This window comes from Geomicrobium sediminis (assembly GCF_016908595.1).
In the GTDB taxonomy this organism is placed as follows: domain Bacteria; phylum Bacillota; class Bacilli; order Bacillales; family Marinococcaceae; genus Geomicrobium_A; species Geomicrobium_A sediminis.
The window spans coordinates 228,979-248,182 of record NZ_JAFBEC010000003.1 but is presented as its reverse complement, the minus strand read 5'-3'; the positions used below and the strand labels follow the sequence as shown (position 1 = coordinate 248,182).

Sequence of the window (19,204 nt, the reverse complement as noted above, 5' to 3'; positions counted from 1 at the left end):
GAAACTAGGATCGTATTCATTGTCCTGGTTTCTTTTTATTTTGGTTAGAATGAACGTGTTATTTCGTATTACTCTGTTCTTCTTTTAATTTCATATAATAATGTACTTAGAGAAAATAAAATACCTGCAGCGATAGACATAAAACCAGTCATTGCTACAAACACTTTTATGTAAAACCAATAAAAAGTGTGACCTTCAGTAACTTCAAGGTCACACTCTAAAATTTAACGAAACATTTAGTCGTTTACGGATACGTTCCACAAAATTGGGCCAGTAATATGCTGATACCCTTCAATCCCATCTCTCATCGAAACAATATCAATTTTATTACCAGGTTTTAGTACAGGAAGGTAATCCCAAAACGCTTCATGGAATTCATCAGCGTATGCCTGTGCATCTTCTGGCGTACCCGCATATAAAATATCCTCGGTCAATTGTGATAGCTCCTCGCTATCTGTCCACCCGTGGTACCCTGAATTTAAATAAAGATATTGAACTGGCATCGGGCGAAAGGCAAACGGTGAAAACGTAATATCCCATACTTCAGAGTCATCACGCACATCTAACACGGTTGCACGGTCGCTCACTTGTAAGTCGACATTCATTCCGATCGCTTCTAATTGTTGCTGAAGAACAATCGTCATATTATACTCATCCGGAACTTCACGCGACGCGAGAATAACGATCTCTTCTCCATCATACCCAGATTCCTCTAACAACTCTTCTGCTAGATCCAAATCAAACGTAGCGTGTACATCACTACCAGCCTCAGAGTACCAGCCTTCTTGTTCTTCTTGAACCAACGAATGGTCATTAATGTAGAATTCTTCACTTCCATAAGCTGCTAGTAACATATCTTCTGTATTCACTGCTGCATTAACCGCCTGACGAGCGGCTTGCTCTGTGAAAATGCCTTCCGCTTTATTGAATATGAGTGCTGGGTATGAACTCGAAATGAGTTCATTATGAAGGTCTGGATTGCTTTCTAGCATTTCAGCATTATCCTGTGGAATAGCTGTCGCGATATCATATTCTCCGGATTGAATACCTGAAACACGAGTTGATGCATCACCTACATGATGAAAATAGATGTCATCGACTTTAGGCTCTTTTGCTCCGGATAAACCGTCTGCTGGTTCTTCCCGAGATTGATAATCTTCGAATTTTTTAAAGTGTATAAATTGATCTTGTCGCCACTCTTCCAACTGAAATGGGCCCGTCCCAATAAGTTCATCAACGAGGTTCGTTCCAGCATTTGTAATAACTTCTTCAGGCATAATTGCAGCAAACTGAGTCATGTCCGCAAAGATAAACATATCAATCGTCGTATATTCTTCAAGGTGAGCAACAACCGTATAATCGTCTATTGCTTCATATTCTGTTCCATCTAAATATTCTTGTGCTTGCGAAGAGTAATCATGCCATCTTTCCATAGAGGCAATAACATCACGGGCTGTCATTTCATCACCGTTATGAAATTGAATCCCTTCACGGAGATAAAACGTAACGGTTTCCTCATCTTCATTAACTTCATAAGACTCAGCCAACATGGGTTCTACTTCTAGACTACTATTTAATGTTACGAGAGGCTCAAACATATGCTGAGAAATATCACGAGTAGATACATCCGTTACCGAATGCGGGTCAAGACTCGGTGGTTGTACACCATAAGCAACGTTAAGTTCCCCACCCTCTTCAATCGCTCCTTCTGATACCTCTTCTGAATCGGTGTCTAACGCACATCCCATAAGTAATCCGAATAGCATTAATGTAACTACTGAGCTCCCTACCTTCTTGACCATGAACTTACCTCCCTTAATTTGAACATGAATGGATTTTTCAATTCTAAATATTCTAATTTTTTAATACATAAATTCACTAGTTAAATTAGTGATTTCTAAACTTTCTTTGGCATTTCATCGTCCTGATCCTTTTTCTCTTCATAGTTTTTTTCAATCCATGCATAATTCGCAACCGCCCCCTCATCATGTCATGATTATTAATCTATAGTACCCTCTAGTATATGTTTTACACAATAAGAACTTATGAAAAATAGTAATTTGCTCCATAAATTTAAGGATAAAAGTTCGGTCATCAAGGAGTGATGACCCGAACTTTTTTGCCTCATTTGGCATACCAACAAATTAACGATAAGCCTCAATAACCCTTACGAAGTGTTGAATAAGAGCATTTACCTCTAGGTGCTTATCATCCCAATGATCGTTCACCTGACCGAGATAAGCCTGTCGAGCTAGGTCAAGTAGCACCCCATGTTCTATAGAGAGACGTGAAATCGCCCATTTTGCAGCGCCATCTTTCGATGAGATCATACCGTCCTCTAGTGTTTTCCACATGCGAGCGAGCGTTAATAGTACATTCCGCTCATCACCTTCGGGGTTTTCTATTAACGACGACAACGAATCGAGAATGGCTTTTTTTATATCTTCTATAGGAATTGGATCATGAATCGTTGACAGTTCAGGACCAAATAACGAAATGCCATCCTCCCTTGCTTGTGCAAGTACGATTGTCAAATCGGGATCATATATCGGTTCAGGAATTAGACCAGCTTCAAACTCTTGACGAAGCCATTCCCCATACAAAAATTCACTTCTTGGTGGGTATTGCAATTGTGTACCTTGTGTTTCTTGAATCACGGTCAACTCAAGATACCGCTTACCTTCTTCGTTGCCGATCTCACCTGAGATTTGCAACAATCGCTCAGTAAGTATTCTACGAGTCTGATCAGAGAGTAATCCACGAACAACAACAAGAACGTCAACATCACTATACTTTTTTAACCCACCACTAACAGCTGAACCGTAAAGCGTGACTGCAACGACGCCGTCACCGATTACTTCTTTTACGACCATTAATGCATCATAAGCTTCTTTAGGAATTTCTACGTTGGATAATCCGTTCATGATCGTAACACCTCAATCTCTCATTCATACTAGCATCGCATCCATTGATATCAAAAGCAATAATAACAAAAGCAGGCTGAGTCCAATATATTGAACCAAGCCTGCTTTACACTACGATTCACTTAACTCGCTGTTACCTCTGACTCTACGACTTTCCAAACGTCCCACTCACCCGATTCGCTTGGAATTTCATTAACTGTCCACCATTTTGCTTCGTACAACACGTCATCATACCAAACGCGATCACCCGCAACATAAATGGCGTTGTTTTGCCATGTTGGATACTCATCATCATTGTCTACATTCGATGCATTAAACTGTGGATTACCAATCGTATGGAACCATTCTGCAACTTGCTCCGTGTTATCTGGTGCGTATGTTAATCCGAGCGTGAGTAAAATTCTCGCTTTTTGAGGGATTAAATCGTTTGCCGCAATAATTTGATCACGACCACCATAGACATTCCCAGCACCTGTTCGACTTGATGTTGCAAAGACAACATCGTGGTTCTCAATCGCATCGTTTTGTGCTTCACGTTGCGCTGAAGAAATCCCACCAGCACCTGTACCTGCAGTAACAATTCCGTCTACACCCGCTTCAGCAAATGCTGTAATTGCTTCACCACCGGCATTTTGATACGTATAAACAATTTCAGTTCTTGCCAAATCGTCAGCTTCCACTTCAGTCATATCAAATGGGGTCATCCATTCATCGAGGTCTCCACAAGACTGAACACGTGCTGGTGCACGGTCGGTTGAAATATTCGTACCATCAATAAATCCGAGCGGACCGTTGTTCGGTGATTCAAACGTATCCATACGGTATGTATCAGCTTTCGTCACGTCTTTCGCCGCGTGAATTTCATCATTTAACATTAAAACTGTTCCAAAACAAAACGTTGATTGACTACCTGCAAGAAGAATCGAATTGTATAAGTTCGCAGGACCATCCGCTCCAAAAACCATTTCACCCTCAGAACTCCAAGGACGCATCGCACCGGTCATAACGACAGGCTTCTGACTTTGTACGGTGAGATCAAGCCAATATGCAAATTCCTCCATCGTGTCTGTTCCACTCGTAACAACGACACCGTCAGCTTCTTCAAGTGCATCTTCTACGACAAGTGTAAGTTCATGAAATTCTTCTAACGTATAACCGCCTGAACCGCTGTTCCCAAACTGAATAACATCAACATCAACGTGTTCACTAATCTCCGGTTGAATATACTCGAGCATCTCATCCATAGGAATTGAGCCAGCACGATAACTCGTAAAACTCGCACGCGACGATGCCTCACCGGCAATCGTACCACCAGTAGCCACAATCGTTACTTTAGGCTTCTCATTACTGTCGGCTTGTGCAATCGAAGCCGAAATACCAACGATGCTTAGAATAGCAAATACAAGTGCACTAATCGCGAAATAAAACGAACGTCTCTGTTTTAGTATCATAATCTACTCCCTTTCGATCGATTACGACAAACTTTATATAATTTTAATATAATTTACAACATTTCGTGTAAGATAAGTTGACATCCACCTAACCGCTATCAACTACGCTTTTGAGCCTTGTCCTAAAACGTTCTGCTATTTAATATTACATATTCTTCCTATTTATAGTTCACGAACACTCCTATAGACCTAATACTCAAGCAATACATCGACTCTTCTCTCTCGGCTAAATAGCTGTTTTATTAACAATTTTTGTCAGACTTTAGTGCTTTTCTTAACATCTGTTAACAAAGGCTTTGTACTATTCGTTCCAACAAGACCTAACATCGTTAGGAGAATACGCTGAGGACCAAGATAACTTTTTACAGGTTTGTACCATTCTTGAAGCGTATGGTATTTTCCAGCTTCACCTCCGCCACCAAGTGTTAATGACGGAATACCGAGGCTAATTGGATGATTCGCATCCGTACTAGATGCTTCTTCCAATGTCGGAGTTAATCCTAGTGCTCTTGTTGCAAGCGTTGCAACTTCTACGATTACAGAATCATCTTCTTGATCGCCTACAGGTCGGTCACCTGTCTTTTCAACTTTATAACCAATACCGTTTTCTTTCGTGTAACCCCAACGCTCATTTTCTTCATGGCAAGCTTTTTCAACGTAATCATAGACAGTGTTTGCCATCGATGTTAATTCTGATTGACCATTTGAACGAATATCAATTTGCATGATGCATTTCTCAGCAATTGCAGTTGGTATTGTTCCTCCCTCAATCACTCCAACATTAAATGTTGTTTTGGGTTTCGTACAAACGTCCATATCAGCAAACTTCACTGACGCTCTACTTGCTGCATGAACAGCACTTGGTGTCCCAAAAGCGTTATAACTATGCCCCCCTGGCCCCTCAAACGTAACCCTAAAGCGATTACTGCCAGTTCCCTTATATACAATCGCAGATGGTGATGCAAAATCGATCGAAATAAATCCATCAATCTCTTTCGGATGCTCCTCAAAAAAGGCTTTTACACCGCGTAAATCACCTGGTCCTTCTTCACCAACAGTCGCTCCAAAAATGATATCCCCGATCGTATCTATTGGCACTTCATTTAATGCTCGTACAAGTGTTAGCAAAGCTGCAAGGCCCCTTGCATCATCACAAATCCCCGCCCCATAATACACTCCATTTTTTTCGCTAACAGATACGTCCGTTTCAATAGAAAAGACACTATCAATATGAGCACATACAAATAATGCGGGGCCTTTGCCAATACCTTTCCTAGTTCCATAAACATTCCCTTCAGAGTCCTCAGTCACATTAGACAACCCTAATTCCTTTAAACGTTCCAACATGTAGTGAGCTCGATTCTCTTCTTGAAAAGGGGGGGCTGCAATTTCGGTAATCGTGATTTGCTCCTGCAAAGTTGTTGCATCGTCCCTTTCAAGAAATTCAAGTGCTTCTGCTACTCTTCTTTCACCTTTTAATACTTGTATAGTGTTTTCAAACTGCTTCATAAAAAGCTCCTCCAATCAATAATATTTCGTTTTATTGTGAGATGTTTCGCTCGAATGATTGATGACTCCTTAAACTGACACTAACAATAACGATTAAAGACACAATTGCACCGATTGGACCACCTAAGAATGGCGTTGGCATTGGTATGAACTGCAAACTGACCGTTACAATAAATCCACTAATCATACCTAGAAAGGCTGCATCTGCTGTTGCTCGTTTCCAAAATAGACCAAGTACTAACGGAACGAAAAATGCACCGATCATCAATGACTGCGCAAGTGCCATTACAAACATGATTAAATCGGGAGGATTCAGTGTAACTAGAATCGCTAGAATACCAATGACTAAAGCGACACAACGATTGACGAAAACAATTCGATTTTGAGAGATCGTTTTCCCTGTGAAAATTCGGTACAAATCATTTGTAATCGCAGATGTTGCACTTAATAACTGGGCATCAGTTGACGACATTGCCGCTGCAAGCACTGCAGCAATAAAAAGACCGATCAATACTGCAGGTAGCATATCAAGCACATAAAAGTACCCCATGTCTGAATTTTCCAAATTTGGATATGTTGCAATAATATAACTTCCAACAATGAGTAAGCTGAAATAAAAGACACTTAAGTACGAAGTCGCCAAAGCAGTTGTTTTCCGTGCTACTTTTTCAGTTTTTGTAAACATGAACATCATATAGACGTGAGGAGCACTCATAATCCCTAGGGTCATCATAAAACCTGAACTTAGCGCGTATAATGGTCCTTCTGTTCCAAAGATATGAAAAGCGCTTGTACCATGATTCGCTACGACAGTCGTTGCAGTCTCTGCCCAAGGTTGAGCTATAAATACAACAACTGCCACCGTTATCATCGCAACCATCATCATACAAAATTGAATAAAGCTAGCAATCACTGAAGAATGGCTTCCACCCATAATAACATACGTAATGAATACAACTCCGAGTACAATGACACCGATCCAATACTCCACCCCAAGTACAAACTGCATGGCTAATGCTCCGCCTTGAATTTGGGCCAGCATGTATACAAACATTGTAATCACTGTAACAAATGCTGCAAAACCACGTACTCGCTTATCAAATCGTTGTTCAAAGAACTGAGAGAAACTTAATGAACTAAAACTACGAAAGCGAGGTGCAATAAACACAGCGGCAACAGCAAATCCAATAATAACCCCTATATTCTGCCATAACCCAAAGCCAATGCCGAACACGTGCATCGCCCCTAAAGTACCTAAAAAACTTGACGTACTTGCGTAAGTAGAGGCTAGTGCCCCACCTCCAATCGTAATTCCCATACTTCGTCCTGCCACTAAAAAGTTCACTTCATCTTGAGAAGCTTTCTTTTTATAAATAAATCCAATCATGATCATGGCCAATAAGTAAAGGACAATGATTAGCATAGTGACATTCATTTTTTAATCCCCCTTATTCTTCGAGATTCACTTTCAGGATAAGAAACCACAGTAAAGGAATGACTAGTAACTTTCCGATCCATAGTACAAACAAATCGACTGGCAATTGAAAAATGACGTGTTGATCCCCGATTAGAAATATAGTTGCTAGCAACAAGCTAATACCAGCTAAATAAACGAGTAAACCTTGCATCTTCGTCAACTTCAATATCCTCCTATCATTTTAAGAAAATAGAAAACGCGCCAAACTGATAATATGGCACGTTTTCTGTTCGTTCATCCTTATAAATCGCCTTGAACACCATAAGAAGGTGCTGTTTCTGGCGTAATTGCTCTTGTCTCATAATCATCTGCTTGTGGTTCATAAATGGTCCATAGATCTTTCAAATCTTGTAATGGATTGTCACTGTAATCTACACGAAGATCGATATACGGAAAAATTTGGTCTTTATAAACAATTAACGCGATTGAACGTTCTTGGTCTAATTCACCGCCAAGATCAAATCCATTGGAAATCGCAGCTAGTAATCGATCAGGTAAAGCCCCCTCACTTTCTAGAAATGTTTTTGCCATTGATTGGGGAATACTTTCATTACTTAAGAGATTACCTAACGCGACAACATTTTCATTCGTATCGTGAGCATGCGTGCCTAATGCTTTTGAACCTGTATGAGCACTTGAATCACCTTTAGCGCTTAACGCCCCTAATTGACGGTACTCAGGATACGGGGTCGCGGAAGCCATAGCTTGAATAACTGATGTGGCAGTATAGCCGGCTTCAAAAGCTGTCAACCCGAGTGTTGCTAGACGTGGATCCGTTACATTTTGTGTTAAAACAACACCGGTATTGGCTTTTACAAAAGGGCAGCGCGCACCTACAGAAGGGCTACTAGAAGTAACAATTGCTCCTAACGCACCTGTCTTTTCACAACGACCTGCAACTGAAAATGTTGATGTTATTCTACTCATCTTTTTACACCTCACGATCTTGGACGACAGCTTGGACATCAATTTCCATGAGCATTTCAGGCATTGCAAAACCACTAACGATTAAGCCAGTACTACACGGGTAAACATCTGGGAAGTGTTCAGCAATAATGCCATAGACAGTGCTTCGATGATCTCGATCGAGAATATAAACCGTAAACTTGCAAATATCGTGAATCGTCCCTCCAGCTTCTTCAAGTAATTGTTTAACACATTTACATGCCATGTCTGTTTGCTTAGCAACATCATCGATTCCATGAAAATTACCTTCTAAATCAAAACCTGTCTGACCTCGCATAAAAATGTGATCTCCAGCTCGCACGACCATACTCAACTCATTTTTAATATGATGAGCATCTTCACCTAAATCTTTCGGATAATAACTTTCTGTCGAAAATTTTCTATACCTTTGAATAGTGGTCATTAACAGACACTCCTTTACTATTTGTGTGATCACTTACTCTGCCGAGCAACTGTGACGCCTTGTTACTATTTCCTTCTTTAAATAAGGAACGAATACGCGTAGATGAAATTCGTATCCCCTTCTCACACGTTAATTTTGAAAACAACTGAACATTGAACGATTGCTGTAATGTTTTAACATCCCCTTCACGATTTTTGCCAAAACGAAAATCATCACCCATCCAAAGTGATACTGGGTTCAACTTCTGAATGTATTGAATAAACTCATCGACGGTCCGTAACATGAACTGCTCATTAAACGTTGCTACGATTACCGTATCCACACCATATTGTTTAAGCAGTGTGATCTTTTGATCTAGTGATAATAATTGCAATTGCCCATGTAAAAACACTTTTGGAGGCGGGTCAAATGTATACACCACTAGAGGTACATTCATACGTCTTGCTTCACGTAACGACTGTGCAATAAGCTCTTGATGGCCTAGATGAAGACCATCGAATGCACCGATTGTAACAACACTTTTTTCACACGTAGGCGTATCGTTGTAAGAAACTTTCATATACTACACCATTTCTTTATGATTATTTGAAAGATTTGCCGCCTTCCTTACCATCTTTCTATTCTTCTCAAGATCAAAGTTGCTGAACGTTGCAAGGTATTGCGCGAATGGCGGACTTTGTGCGAATAACTCAAATGTAACTTTGTGTCCTGCATATGATGAATTTAATAAGTCCCTTGCAAAATAGAGTAGTTTCGTCCGATCCTCAGATTTCCACTCACCGAGTGAGTAATACTTATCCAAATACGCTTTGACATCTGGATGGTCAAAGTTATCCGCATCCGGTGTTACAGCAAGTTGCCCGCCAACAAGCTCCCTTGTAAGGTGCGCCATGGCTGGAAAATGCTTAAGTGCGTACACCCGACCCGCATAAAGTGTCGATTGTTTAGGCATCGCCAAATCACCAGGACTCGTTTCAGCATCAACCACCGCTGTCGTCAAATGTGAATGAATCGTCTCACGATAGATAATTAAATCAGCAATTTTCTCTTTTACTGCTGGTAAAGACGTGAGACCAGTTTGTTCAACATTTAATAATGCTGTACCAAGTAGCAAGTCTGCACGGCGTAGCAGTCGTAACACATAATTAAACGATGAATAGCGATGTAATGTATTACGAATATATTGAGCAGATTCTAACGAATTGTAAAACAACACATTTTCCCAAGGGATAAATACATTATCAAAAACGAGTAACGTATCAATTTCATCAAAACGTGTAGACAATGGATAATTTTTCTCGTCTCGATCTTTGCCTAATGAGCTGCGACAAATATGTTTCAATCCAGGCGAGCCCATATCACAAATAAATCCTAGGGCGAACTTCTTCATTTCTTCTTCTCCGTGACCCCAATTAGAGATCGTCGGTTTGACAAACGCTTGGTGTGCATAAGCTGCTGCCGTTTCAAATTTCGCCCCATTTACAACAATCCCAGCCTCATTTTCTTCCACTACATGAAGCAGTTTCGCACCGCCCTTTCCAGCGATTAATTCACTACGATCCCCTTTTGGGTCTGTATTAGCAGACACGTGAAATAAATCTTCTCGTGCGATACGATCAATATGATGTGCAATATTTTTCGCATATTTCGGGTCAATCGCATTTAACTGGTCTTGAGCGTCATACAGTGACCACATCTCTCCAATTGTTTCGTCACCTACGCGATAAACGACACCGTCAAGATCGTCAAGTACGGTTTCTACATACTTTCGAATAGCCTGCAAGTCGTCTTTTGTTTTCGGTAATTGATAAGCACGGCAAATCTCTTCACCGTCGGAAAGTGTAGTTGTGCATATATCCTTCAATGCTGGATCATGATTAAGATCATACATACGTGCTTTTGCTTCAACAATCGGTTTAAATGCAGGATGTTCAGCAACGTTATTTACTTTTTCCCCATCAATGTACACAGCCCGACCATCATTTAGTGATTGCTTGTATTGCTCACCTGTCATTAGAGCCATACGACCATCTCCTCTTTTGTTTAAATATGTCCACCGGCTTGTTCAATTACAGCATCACCCAATTGCTTCACCCCGTCAGCATGATGTTGTATCGTTTCTTTTGCTTTTTCACTGTTTTTTGTAAGAAAAGCTTGATACAACGTTTCATGATCGTGTGAAAGTGCATTTAATTGTGTTTTTACTTTCACATCATCAGCAAGCAACGATGCGTGTAGGGCATGTGTCATTACCGCTTCAGCTGTTAACTGTCTATACGTATGAAGCAACATGTCATTTTTAGCGAGTGAAACGATATAATCATGAAAGTCAGCATTTGCTTCAATATGTGATTCACTCACCTCTAGTTCGTTATGAAGTGTTCGTTGCAAATGATAGTTGAGCAATTGTAATTCATCTGTGGTCACACGTTTTATCGCCTTTTCAATTGCTGCGAACTCAAGTGCTGCTCTCGTATCAAGTGCTTCATGTAAACGAGTCTTCGTAAGCGGTGCTACGACAAAGCCACCATCATTTGTTTTCTCAAGAATTCCTTCTGACTCTAATTTTGCCAAGGCGTAATAAACGGTTTGCTTCGGAGCCTCCAATTGTTCATGAATGGCCTGAACATTCATGACTGATTTCACATCAAAATTACGTTCAACGACGAGCTTTCGAAGATTTCGATATACGATTTGATCTTGACTATTTTGAAAACGTCCAAATTGCCCACGATAATACGTCAAAGGGTCTCCATGGTTTGAAGATGCATGGATGACTTTTGCTAAAAAAACCGAATGGGTTCCACCATTCACCTCCTCATCAACTTCACATTCCAATACTGCTAATGCGTCAGACAAAACAGGCATATTTAATCGCCCATCACTAATTTGAACATTTTGAAATTTGTTGCTTTTAGGCTTAGCAAATTGTAATGCTAGATCCCCTTGTTCTTCCGCCAAAATATTTACGGCAAACGACTGCGATTCTGAAATTGCATGTTGAGTACCCGTATTTTTGTTCACACATACGAGAAGCTTTGGTGGTTCCATCGACAGTGATGAAACAGCACTTGCAGTAATTCCAAAATCTTGATCATTATGTCGTGTACTAATAACGGTTACCCCGCTCGTAAAATGACCGATCACATCTTTGTATACACTTTGGTCCAAGCTGAACACCTCCATTTATAAATAATTTCATTTAAGGAAAAGTTCTTTATATATTCTTTAAATGAATCTTAATGAACAAAAAGACAGATGTCAATACTTTTTATCCGAATTGTCAGATTAATTAACAAACAAATGTACAGCCTCTATGATAAAATATAGAAACTAAGATCTATAGGATAGGAATGAGGTGAAGCTGTCTATGAAAGCGATCGTAGGGATTGTTGGTCCAGAGGACAGCGTAGCGCTAATAAAAGAAACGGTGGAAGAATTTTCACATGAAATAAATGCTAATTATTTTATTTACAGAACCGCCGAAGAAACCATCGACATCGTAAAAAATCATCAGCATGAGATTGATTTCTGGTTATTTTCAGGACCTACCCCATATACTTGGGCGAAGAAAAGCGGCGTTCAACAAATATTTTTTTATTTACGACTAAATGGGCCTAGCTTAATGAAAGCTTTTTTCCAAGTCGCAAATGATAAGGCTATTAATTTAGAACGTGCTAGTATCGACTTGCTTGAAAAACAAGAAGTGTACGAAACCTATGAAGACAATCAATTATCAATGAAAAATGTTCACTTATTTGAATATGAAGGGTACACGCCAACTGAAGAAATTATCCGATTTCACGAACAACGATACAACAGCGGAGAGGTAACGATTTGCTTTACATGTTTGCAACACGTCTATGATTCTCTCACTAAACAAAACATTCCTGTTCATCGCCTTAGACCGGTACGAACCCACATCCGTGAAACGATTAAACTAGCACTAGAACAGCGAAAAACCTATGAATCAAAGCAAACACAAATCTCTGTAATCATGTTCCAGTTCAAGACGATCGATAAATTAACAAATCACAATAGCATTACTTATGACATTCACAAACTTCATTTAAGGATTCAAAGTATTCTTATTGATTTTGCAGAAACAATTGAAGGTTCTTTCGTAACATCTGGAATTGGTACGTATCATATCTTTTCAACACGAGGTTCATTAGATCAAGTAGACTATAAAACCTCCGAACTACTTCATCAAATTGAAACCATTACCGATCAACGAGCTAATATTGGAATCGGTTATGGAAACACTGCATTAACAGCAGAAGAACATGCGCGACTCGGTCTCGACCACGCAAACAAACATCCCAGCTTTCAAACGTTTCTCGTTGAAGAGGACAAAAAAATTGAAGCAATTCATCATGACCATACACCCCTTGCTTATGAGTCTCGAAACGTCAATCAATCGTTACTAGAGAAACTTAAACAAGCAGGTGTTAATTCAGCAACATTTAGCAAACTGCAATCACTACAAAGTCATACAGATACAAAAACATTAACTACTTTCTTTGTTTCACAACGTTTAAAAATGACACAACGTAATGCATCACGCATTTTAAAAAGCCTTGTTGATCAAAACCTTGCTAAAGTGGTTGGCGAAGAGGCTGCTACAGCGAAAGGGCGCCCAAGACAGTTATTTCAAATTCATTGAGCGTAGCGAGTTTAAAGAGACTTCATTTGGTTAATAAACAACAGCAAATAAGCCCAGTGAACATTTTATTGTTCTTTGGGCTTATTAATTTTCTCCTAGTTTAATCTACAACAAGTTAAAATTCCCTTACTGATTTCATTTAGACAAGAATCAACCAATTAGTTTTAGTAAAATCACGAAAACCATCATTTCTTCTTCAATCTCTAATTGCAAAATTAAACGGCGTCCGTTAACGTAGCTTGTAAGTGTCCTAATTAAAAAAAGAAGCGTTTCAGTCGAATTTCAGAAAGCCACAAAGCAATGCTAGAACCGTGCTACACGTTCAACAGAAAACATAAAGATCATTTACCTCAAACGTTGGTTACAAAAACAAACGATTCACAGTCCAACGATGACTAAACCTTTTAAACAGTTAGAAGGAGTCATTGAATACGCTCTAATTATTACAGAATCTTCATATATTGTAGCGAACATTATGCGTGACATGGAGAAGCTCATTAGTGAATTTACGTTTCGTTACGTAGACATGAACCAAAAAAGAGCAGAGTAGCTTAGGACTAGTCGTTCGACATTATGTAGGAAACTCAAACCTTAACTATGTGGAGAGATCAGTTTATGAATAAATCTCATGAGCTTGTTATCATTGCCGACGATTTAACAGGAGCAAACGATAGTGGCATCCAACTTGCCAAAAAAGGAAGGCGCGCAACGGTCTTCTTTAATGCAAAAGAAGCCATTGAACATGGTGAAGACGTCACAATTCTCGATACAGATTCAAGAGCAATCACTCCCTCCCAGGCTTATCAATGCATCGCATCATTAATGAATGGATTAAAAACCAAAAGCCCCCTTCCTCACATCTATAAAAAAATAGACTCAACATTACGGGGGAACTTAGGAGCAGAAATTCAGGCGCTCTACGATTCAAGAGCGTTTGATGTAGTGATTATCGCTCCTGCTTATCCAAAGGCCGGGCGTAAAACAAAAGCTGGATTTCATTACGTTCAAAATCAATTGCTTCATCATACTGAGGTTAGTCGCGATCCCAAAACACCCGTGTTAGAATCGCACATTCCAACCTTACTAACGCAACAATTAAGCCAGGCAGTCGGGCATATCCAACCTGCGTTATATAAAGATGAGTCCCAGTGGGAATTAGAAATTAATCGTCTACGAAATACGTCACCTTTTATTGTTAGTGACGCTAACGATGACGAAGAGCTCCAACGTCTGGCAATGCTTCAATCCTCACTACCACTCCGTACACTTTGGGTTGGTTCAGCAGGACTGATTGAAATGCTTTATGATCATCTCTTTAATCCGCTTGAGGTGACAAAAGTGGAAAGAAAACTACTTCCAACGGAAGGTCAAACGCTAATCGTTTCAGGTAGTGCTAGCACGAGTACTGCTAAGCAAATTGAACAACTCAAACGAGATAGTGACATTCAAACCCTTCCCATTAACATGACGCATATCACAACGAACACTGCTTCTATAAGCGATTATGTAAATGAACTTGATCGAATGTTATGGAATAAACAACATGTATTGCTCATAATTGAGGAAGTTCCAGAACAAACAAAAAATATTAGCAACATCATCGTAAAGACGCTTGCTGTTATTACGGCACATGGTGTAGCGTCCGGACAAGTAATCAACTTGATCTTAACTGGCGGCGATACCGCTAAAGCTGTTGTAACTGAACTCGGAGTAAAGGGAATAACTCTGCTCAAAGAAATTGAAGACGGAATCCCTCTTGGACAGCTAATCGGCGATCCTCCGTGTACGATTATTACGAAGGCTGGAGCATATGGCAATCAACACTCACTTGTACACGCATACAACTATTTGAAAAGTAGGGATAAAACATGCACAAACCAGTAATTGGCATTACGATGGGCGACGCAGCTGGCGTTGGTCCAGAAATTATCGTAAACGCACTACAACGACCTGAAGTATTAGAACACTGTCTACCACTTGTCATTGGCGACTTTAAATCTATTGAAAAAACAATGAAAAAAATAGACGCTAACTTAACATTTAAAAGCTATAAATCAGGGGTCCAAGATCTAAAAGATGGAATCCCTTTTCTAGATCTTAATTTGCTCCCCAATGACTGGGCTGTTGGTGAAGTTTCTGCTGCCTGTGGAAATGCTGCCTATCACTACGTAGCAACTGCAGTACAACTTGCACAAGATGGTGAAATTGACGCCATTTGCACTGCCCCGCTCAATAAAGAGGCCCTGCATTTAGGTGGACATTCGTATCCTGGTCATACAGAAATTCTAGCTACCTTAACAAAAACCGATAATTTTTCTATGATGCTAAGTTCTTCTAAATTAAACGTGATGCATGTGACTACACATGTGGGTCTCATCGATGCTATTCAACAGATTTCCCCAGAGCGTGTATTCACCACAATTGAACTCGCCCATCAAACACTTAAAGCGATGGATATTTTGTCACCAAAGATAGGTGTGTGTGGCATTAACCCCCATGCCGGAGAAAATGGCTTGTTTGGCTACGGCGAAGAAGAAGAGAAAATCAAACCGGCGATAAACAACGCCAACGAAATTGGAATCGACGCTGTCGGTCCACTGCCTGCTGATACACTTTTTTATTTAGCACAACGTGGTGATTATGATGGTGTTATTGCTATGTACCATGATCAAGGACACGCACCGATTAAAGTGCTTGGCATTGATGATGGAGTCAATATAACCATTGGATTACCAATCATTCGCACAAGTGTGGATCACGGGACCGCGTTTGATATCGCTGGAAAGAATATCGCAGATGAACAAAGCATGGTACAAGCATTAATGACTGCCACTAAGCTTGCTAATACAAAATCTCATAAACAAAAGAAATAAAACGACACTGCTCCGCTAGCAATTTTTACAGATCCTATATTAGCATTTGTATTTCATGATTATTCGAATAAATGTAAGAGTAACTAATACGATAAGTACTTCTTTGAAGTGATTGTATTTATGTATCCTGTTGCTTGGATGAACTTTGCATTTGCTTTTATTATATTTGCTAATCTCATTGTCCTCACAATGCTCAAAGGAACCATCACAAAGTACAGATTACGCGTTGTGTCTAGTGTCATTATTGCTCCTGCGATTTTTATGTATTGGGGAATGACTTCTACACATTCATCGCTCTTCTTATCATTCTATATGCCTCTCCTTGTTACGATTATTTGTATTGTAACTACCGTTTATAACATCTACAAAATGGCAAAGGTCGAACGGGCATAGCTTCGTTCGACCTTTGTCGTGTGTCCATTTATTTATATTACTCCATCCACTCTGGTTTTCCAAAACCTTCAAATTCTTCATCAATCGTTTCTTCAAATTGTTCGGATTGAATGACTTCAACGATATCATTCGCTAACGTACTTTCTTCATCCTCTGCACGAACAGCAACAACGTTTCGATACTGATCTGGCATGTCCTCTAACTCTAATGCCTCTAGCAGATCTAGATTGGCACTTAATGCAAAGTTCCCTGGCACAGCTGTAATTTCTGAACTTCCTACTTGTCTAGGCAACTGCGCGGCCTCAAGTTCCACGAACTGCAAATCTAAAGGATTGTCTGTAATATCACGAGCCGACGCCGTTAGTTCATCAATGCCATCTTCAAAACCAATAAGCCCAGCTTCTTCTAGAATCATAAATGCTCTAGCAGCATTGGTCGGATCGTTCGGGATTGCAATTTCATCACCATTCTCAATATCTTCAATCGTTTCATACGCCTCAGAATACAATCCCATCGGTGCTGTTGGCACCGCAATGAGTCCAACGAGATCTAGATTGTTTTGCTCTGTGAAGTTTTCTAAATAGACAGTATGCTGAAATAGGTTCGCATCGATTTCTTCATTCGCTAGCGCATTGTTCGGGTACACATAATCCGAAAACTCTTGGATATCAACATTGTAGCCTTTCTCTTCTAAGCCAGGGACGATGGCTGATGATAGCATGTCGCTATATGGTCCTGCTGTTGCACCGATTGTAATGTCTTGCTGATCATCCGTACCCCCTGCTTCCTCCTCACCACTACAAGCGGTTAAGATGAGTAGACCTCCTACAATTGCTCCTAACTGTTTTCTCATTTGATTTCTCTCCTTTTTCTTTATCTTCGATCTAATCGTTTTGCAACGACATCACCAATTTGTTGAATTAATTGGACGAGTACGATGAGTAGCACAACCGTCGAAATCATAATGGTCGTATCGTAGCGATAATGACCGTAACGGATTGCCAAATCACCAATACCGCCACCACCAACGACACCAGCCATTGCTGAGTAGGCAATGAGACTAATGATCGTAAGTGTGAGCCCTTGAATAATGGCTGAACGAGCTTCTGGAAATAGCACATCTTTCATAATCATCCACGGCGTTGCACCCGTGGCAATGGCGGCTTCAATCATGCCTTTATCAATGTCACGAAGTGCCGTTTCCACGATTCGTGCAAAGAACGGAATGGCTGCAACAGAAAGCGATACACTTGCAGCAATCGGTCCCGTCGTCGTCCCGACAAGTAATCCCGTAATTGGAAATAGTAAGACGAGTAAAATGATATAAGGAATGGAACGAACGACATTGACGATAAAACTTAAGATTTGTTGCACTACAAGATTTTGCCAAAACAATCCTCGATCTGTCACAAACAAAATCACGCCTAGTGGAAGTCCGATCAGTATCGCAACCGCTGTTGAAATCCCGATCATTTGCATCGTTTCTAAAAATGCCTCTGTCATTTCTGGTAGTAAATCAATAAGTTGTTCAATATCCATGGGAGATGACCTCCACTCGTACGTGACGTTTTTGGATGTAATCCATCGCTTGATTCACTTGTTCAGGATCACCCGTAAGCTCCAGAATGAAAATCCCAAGTGGTTTGCCCTCAATATACTCAATGGCACCGTGCAAGAAATTCCCTCTAACATCGACTTCTTGCAACATATCTCCAATAATTCCTTCACCTGCAGATGAACCTTGGAACATCACTTTAATAATCGTTCCTGTACACTTCGCAAGGGTTTCTTCTGGAACATCAAAGGAAACAACATTCGTGATAAATTCCTTCGTTAACGTGTTCTTTGGCTCTGCGAACAAATCGTACACATTTCCGTGTTCGACAACTTCACCATCTTGCATAATCGCCATCCGATTGCAGATCTCTTTTACGACACCCATTTCATGTGTGATAAGCACAATCGTTAAGCCAAGCTCTTTATTCAATGATTTTAGTAATCGTAAGATCGATTGCGTTGTTGTCGGGTCAAGCGCTGATGTTGCTTCATCACACAACAGCACAGTCGGATTATTGGATAATGCTCGAGCAATACCGACCCGTTGTTTCTGACCACCGCTTAATTGTGCAGGATACACATCACGCTTATCAGAAAGCTCAACGACTCGTAGTAGCTCTTCTACGCGACTAGGTATCTTATCAGACGATGCCCCCGCAGCACGCAGGGCAAACGCAATATTCTCATAGACCGTTTTCTGATTGATTAAGTAGAAATGCTGAAAGATCATGCCAATTTTAAGTCTCTGCTGACGAAGTGCCTCTCCCTTTAACTTCGTCATCTCCATACCGTCTACGCTGATCGTTCCACTAGAAGGTCTTTCAAGCATATTAATACAGCGAAGTAGCGAACTCTTACCAGCGCCAGAATACCCAACAATCCCAAAAACATCACCTTTATGAATCGTCAAGGAAACATTTTTGACACCAGTAACGGTTTTCTTTTTAGTATGGTATACCTTGGTGACTTGCTTAATGTCGATCAT

19 protein-coding genes are annotated in these 19,204 nt (G+C 40.3%); 5 read left to right on the top strand and 14 right to left on the bottom strand.

The genetic code is table 11. The annotated features are described in order from the left end of the window. Nucleotides 1–236: 236 nt before the first annotated feature. The 11 genes from JOD17_RS06705 to JOD17_RS06655 all read right to left on the bottom strand — a co-directional run bounded on the left by JOD17_RS06705 (nucleotide 237) and on the right by JOD17_RS06655 (nucleotide 11,901). A complete protein-coding gene (locus tag JOD17_RS06705; RefSeq protein ID WP_204696424.1) occupies nucleotides 237–1,802 on the bottom strand; it encodes an ABC transporter substrate-binding protein in 1,566 nt (521 codons plus the stop codon). A 342-nt stretch (nucleotides 1,803–2,144) separates the two neighbouring features. Continuing rightward, nucleotides 2,145–2,924, bottom strand: a complete 780-nt coding sequence (locus JOD17_RS06700; RefSeq protein ID WP_204696423.1) for an aminoglycoside adenylyltransferase family protein — start codon at nucleotides 2,922–2,924, stop codon at nucleotides 2,145–2,147. A 122-nt stretch (nucleotides 2,925–3,046) separates the two neighbouring features. After that, the gene (locus JOD17_RS06695; protein WP_204696422.1) at nucleotides 3,047–4,375 is read right to left on the bottom strand and encodes an asparaginase domain-containing protein; all 1,329 of its coding nucleotides are present in this window, start codon (nucleotides 4,373–4,375) and stop codon (nucleotides 3,047–3,049) included. A gap of 255 nt (nucleotides 4,376–4,630) precedes the next feature. Continuing rightward, nucleotides 4,631–5,884, bottom strand: coding sequence for a M20/M25/M40 family metallo-hydrolase (locus tag JOD17_RS06690; RefSeq protein ID WP_204696421.1), 1,254 nt, complete (start codon nucleotides 5,882–5,884; stop codon nucleotides 4,631–4,633). A gap of 31 nt (nucleotides 5,885–5,915) precedes the next feature. Continuing rightward, entirely contained in the window at nucleotides 5,916–7,319 is a 1,404-nt protein-coding gene (locus tag JOD17_RS06685; RefSeq protein WP_204696420.1) for a sodium:solute symporter family protein, read from the bottom strand. Between the two features lie 13 nt (nucleotides 7,320–7,332). Beyond that, nucleotides 7,333–7,521, bottom strand: a complete 189-nt coding sequence (locus JOD17_RS06680; RefSeq protein ID WP_204696419.1) for a hypothetical protein — start codon at nucleotides 7,519–7,521, stop codon at nucleotides 7,333–7,335. 80 nt (nucleotides 7,522–7,601) lie between these two features. After that, a complete protein-coding gene (locus tag JOD17_RS06675; protein ID WP_204696418.1) occupies nucleotides 7,602–8,288 on the bottom strand; it encodes a DUF1028 domain-containing protein in 687 nt (228 codons plus the stop codon). A gap of 4 nt (nucleotides 8,289–8,292) precedes the next feature. Next, the gene (locus JOD17_RS06670; protein WP_204696416.1) at nucleotides 8,293–8,730 is read right to left on the bottom strand and encodes a RidA family protein; all 438 of its coding nucleotides are present in this window, start codon (nucleotides 8,728–8,730) and stop codon (nucleotides 8,293–8,295) included. After that, entirely contained in the window at nucleotides 8,708–9,289 is a 582-nt protein-coding gene (locus tag JOD17_RS06665) for an adenylyltransferase/cytidyltransferase family protein (protein ID WP_204696414.1), read from the bottom strand. The genes JOD17_RS06670 and JOD17_RS06665 overlap by 23 nt, the downstream gene beginning before the upstream one ends. A 3-nt stretch (nucleotides 9,290–9,292) precedes the next feature. Further along, nucleotides 9,293–10,753 (bottom strand): 4-hydroxyphenylacetate 3-hydroxylase family protein, encoded by a 1,461-nt coding sequence (locus JOD17_RS06660; RefSeq protein WP_204696412.1) that lies wholly within the window; start codon nucleotides 10,751–10,753, stop codon nucleotides 9,293–9,295. A gap of 20 nt (nucleotides 10,754–10,773) precedes the next feature. Next, nucleotides 10,774–11,901: a flavin reductase gene (locus JOD17_RS06655; RefSeq protein ID WP_204696410.1), complete on the bottom strand. Its 1,128-nt coding sequence runs from the start codon at nucleotides 11,899–11,901 to the stop codon at nucleotides 10,774–10,776. Nucleotides 11,902–12,100: 199 nt separating this feature from the next. Here JOD17_RS06655 and JOD17_RS06650 point away from each other — a divergent pair, with 199 nt between their 5' ends. The 5 genes from JOD17_RS06650 (at nucleotide 12,101) to JOD17_RS06630 (ending at nucleotide 16,662) form a co-directional block, all read left to right on the top strand. Beyond that, nucleotides 12,101–13,396, top strand: coding sequence for a hypothetical protein (locus JOD17_RS06650; RefSeq protein WP_204696409.1), 1,296 nt, complete (start codon nucleotides 12,101–12,103; stop codon nucleotides 13,394–13,396). Between the two features lie 391 nt (nucleotides 13,397–13,787). Continuing rightward, nucleotides 13,788–13,946, top strand: coding sequence for a hypothetical protein (locus tag JOD17_RS06645; protein ID WP_204696408.1), 159 nt, complete (start codon nucleotides 13,788–13,790; stop codon nucleotides 13,944–13,946). A 65-nt stretch (nucleotides 13,947–14,011) separates the two neighbouring features. Further along, on the top strand, nucleotides 14,012–15,280 hold the full coding sequence (locus JOD17_RS06640) for a four-carbon acid sugar kinase family protein (RefSeq protein ID WP_204696407.1): 1,269 nt from the start codon (nucleotides 14,012–14,014) through the stop codon (nucleotides 15,278–15,280). Beyond that, nucleotides 15,265–16,269, top strand: a complete 1,005-nt coding sequence (pdxA, locus tag JOD17_RS06635; protein WP_204696406.1) for a 4-hydroxythreonine-4-phosphate dehydrogenase PdxA — start codon at nucleotides 15,265–15,267, stop codon at nucleotides 16,267–16,269. The genes JOD17_RS06640 and pdxA overlap by 16 nt, the downstream gene beginning before the upstream one ends. A gap of 120 nt (nucleotides 16,270–16,389) precedes the next feature. Beyond that, nucleotides 16,390–16,662, top strand: coding sequence for a hypothetical protein (locus tag JOD17_RS06630; protein WP_204696405.1), 273 nt, complete (start codon nucleotides 16,390–16,392; stop codon nucleotides 16,660–16,662). Nucleotides 16,663–16,699: 37 nt separating this feature from the next. Here JOD17_RS06630 and JOD17_RS06625 read toward each other — a convergent pair whose 3' ends face one another. From JOD17_RS06625 to JOD17_RS06615, 3 genes are read right to left on the bottom strand one after another with little or no spacing between them, the layout of a single operon-like run. Continuing rightward, nucleotides 16,700–17,515, bottom strand: coding sequence for a MetQ/NlpA family ABC transporter substrate-binding protein (locus tag JOD17_RS06625; protein ID WP_204696404.1), 816 nt, complete (start codon nucleotides 17,513–17,515; stop codon nucleotides 16,700–16,702). A gap of 20 nt (nucleotides 17,516–17,535) precedes the next feature. Next, nucleotides 17,536–18,201 carry a methionine ABC transporter permease gene (locus JOD17_RS06620; protein WP_169966929.1) on the bottom strand — a complete coding sequence of 222 codons (666 nt, stop codon included), beginning with the start codon at nucleotides 18,199–18,201 and terminating at the stop codon, nucleotides 17,536–17,538. Continuing rightward, nucleotides 18,191–19,204, bottom strand: a complete 1,014-nt coding sequence (locus JOD17_RS06615) for a methionine ABC transporter ATP-binding protein (RefSeq protein ID WP_204696403.1) — start codon at nucleotides 19,202–19,204, stop codon at nucleotides 18,191–18,193. Before JOD17_RS06615 ends, JOD17_RS06620 begins: the two co-directional genes overlap by 11 nt.

What these genes read in the sequence shown, in the direction of transcription:
- JOD17_RS06675 (WP_204696418.1), bottom strand. Translation starts at nt 8,288, where the DNA reads ATGAGTAGAATAACATCAACATTTTCAGTTGCAGGTCGTTGTGAAAAG.
- pdxA (WP_204696406.1), top strand. Translation starts at nt 15,265, where the DNA reads ATGCACAAACCAGTAATTGGCATTACGATGGGCGACGCAGCTGGCGTT.
- JOD17_RS06650 (WP_204696409.1), top strand. Translation starts at nt 12,101, where the DNA reads ATGAAAGCGATCGTAGGGATTGTTGGTCCAGAGGACAGCGTAGCGCTA.
- JOD17_RS06620 (WP_169966929.1), bottom strand. Translation starts at nt 18,201, where the DNA reads ATGGATATTGAACAACTTATTGATTTACTACCAGAAATGACAGAGGCA.
- JOD17_RS06640 (WP_204696407.1), top strand. Translation starts at nt 14,012, where the DNA reads ATGAATAAATCTCATGAGCTTGTTATCATTGCCGACGATTTAACAGGA.
- JOD17_RS06645 (WP_204696408.1), top strand. Translation starts at nt 13,788, where the DNA reads ATGACTAAACCTTTTAAACAGTTAGAAGGAGTCATTGAATACGCTCTA.
- JOD17_RS06700 (WP_204696423.1), bottom strand. Translation starts at nt 2,924, where the DNA reads ATGAACGGATTATCCAACGTAGAAATTCCTAAAGAAGCTTATGATGCA.
- JOD17_RS06625 (WP_204696404.1), bottom strand. Translation starts at nt 17,515, where the DNA reads ATGAGAAAACAGTTAGGAGCAATTGTAGGAGGTCTACTCATCTTAACC.
- JOD17_RS06665 (WP_204696414.1), bottom strand. Translation starts at nt 9,289, where the DNA reads ATGAAAGTTTCTTACAACGATACGCCTACGTGTGAAAAAAGTGTTGTT.
- JOD17_RS06685 (WP_204696420.1), bottom strand. Translation starts at nt 7,319, where the DNA reads ATGAATGTCACTATGCTAATCATTGTCCTTTACTTATTGGCCATGATC.
- JOD17_RS06690 (WP_204696421.1), bottom strand. Translation starts at nt 5,884, where the DNA reads ATGAAGCAGTTTGAAAACACTATACAAGTATTAAAAGGTGAAAGAAGA.
- JOD17_RS06630 (WP_204696405.1), top strand. Translation starts at nt 16,390, where the DNA reads ATGTATCCTGTTGCTTGGATGAACTTTGCATTTGCTTTTATTATATTT.
- JOD17_RS06695 (WP_204696422.1), bottom strand. Translation starts at nt 4,375, where the DNA reads ATGATACTAAAACAGAGACGTTCGTTTTATTTCGCGATTAGTGCACTT.
- JOD17_RS06670 (WP_204696416.1), bottom strand. Translation starts at nt 8,730, where the DNA reads ATGACCACTATTCAAAGGTATAGAAAATTTTCGACAGAAAGTTATTAT.
- JOD17_RS06660 (WP_204696412.1), bottom strand. Translation starts at nt 10,753, where the DNA reads ATGGCTCTAATGACAGGTGAGCAATACAAGCAATCACTAAATGATGGT.
- JOD17_RS06615 (WP_204696403.1), bottom strand. Translation starts at nt 19,204, where the DNA reads ATGATCGACATTAAGCAAGTCACCAAGGTATACCATACTAAAAAGAAA.
- JOD17_RS06705 (WP_204696424.1), bottom strand. Translation starts at nt 1,802, where the DNA reads ATGGTCAAGAAGGTAGGGAGCTCAGTAGTTACATTAATGCTATTCGGA.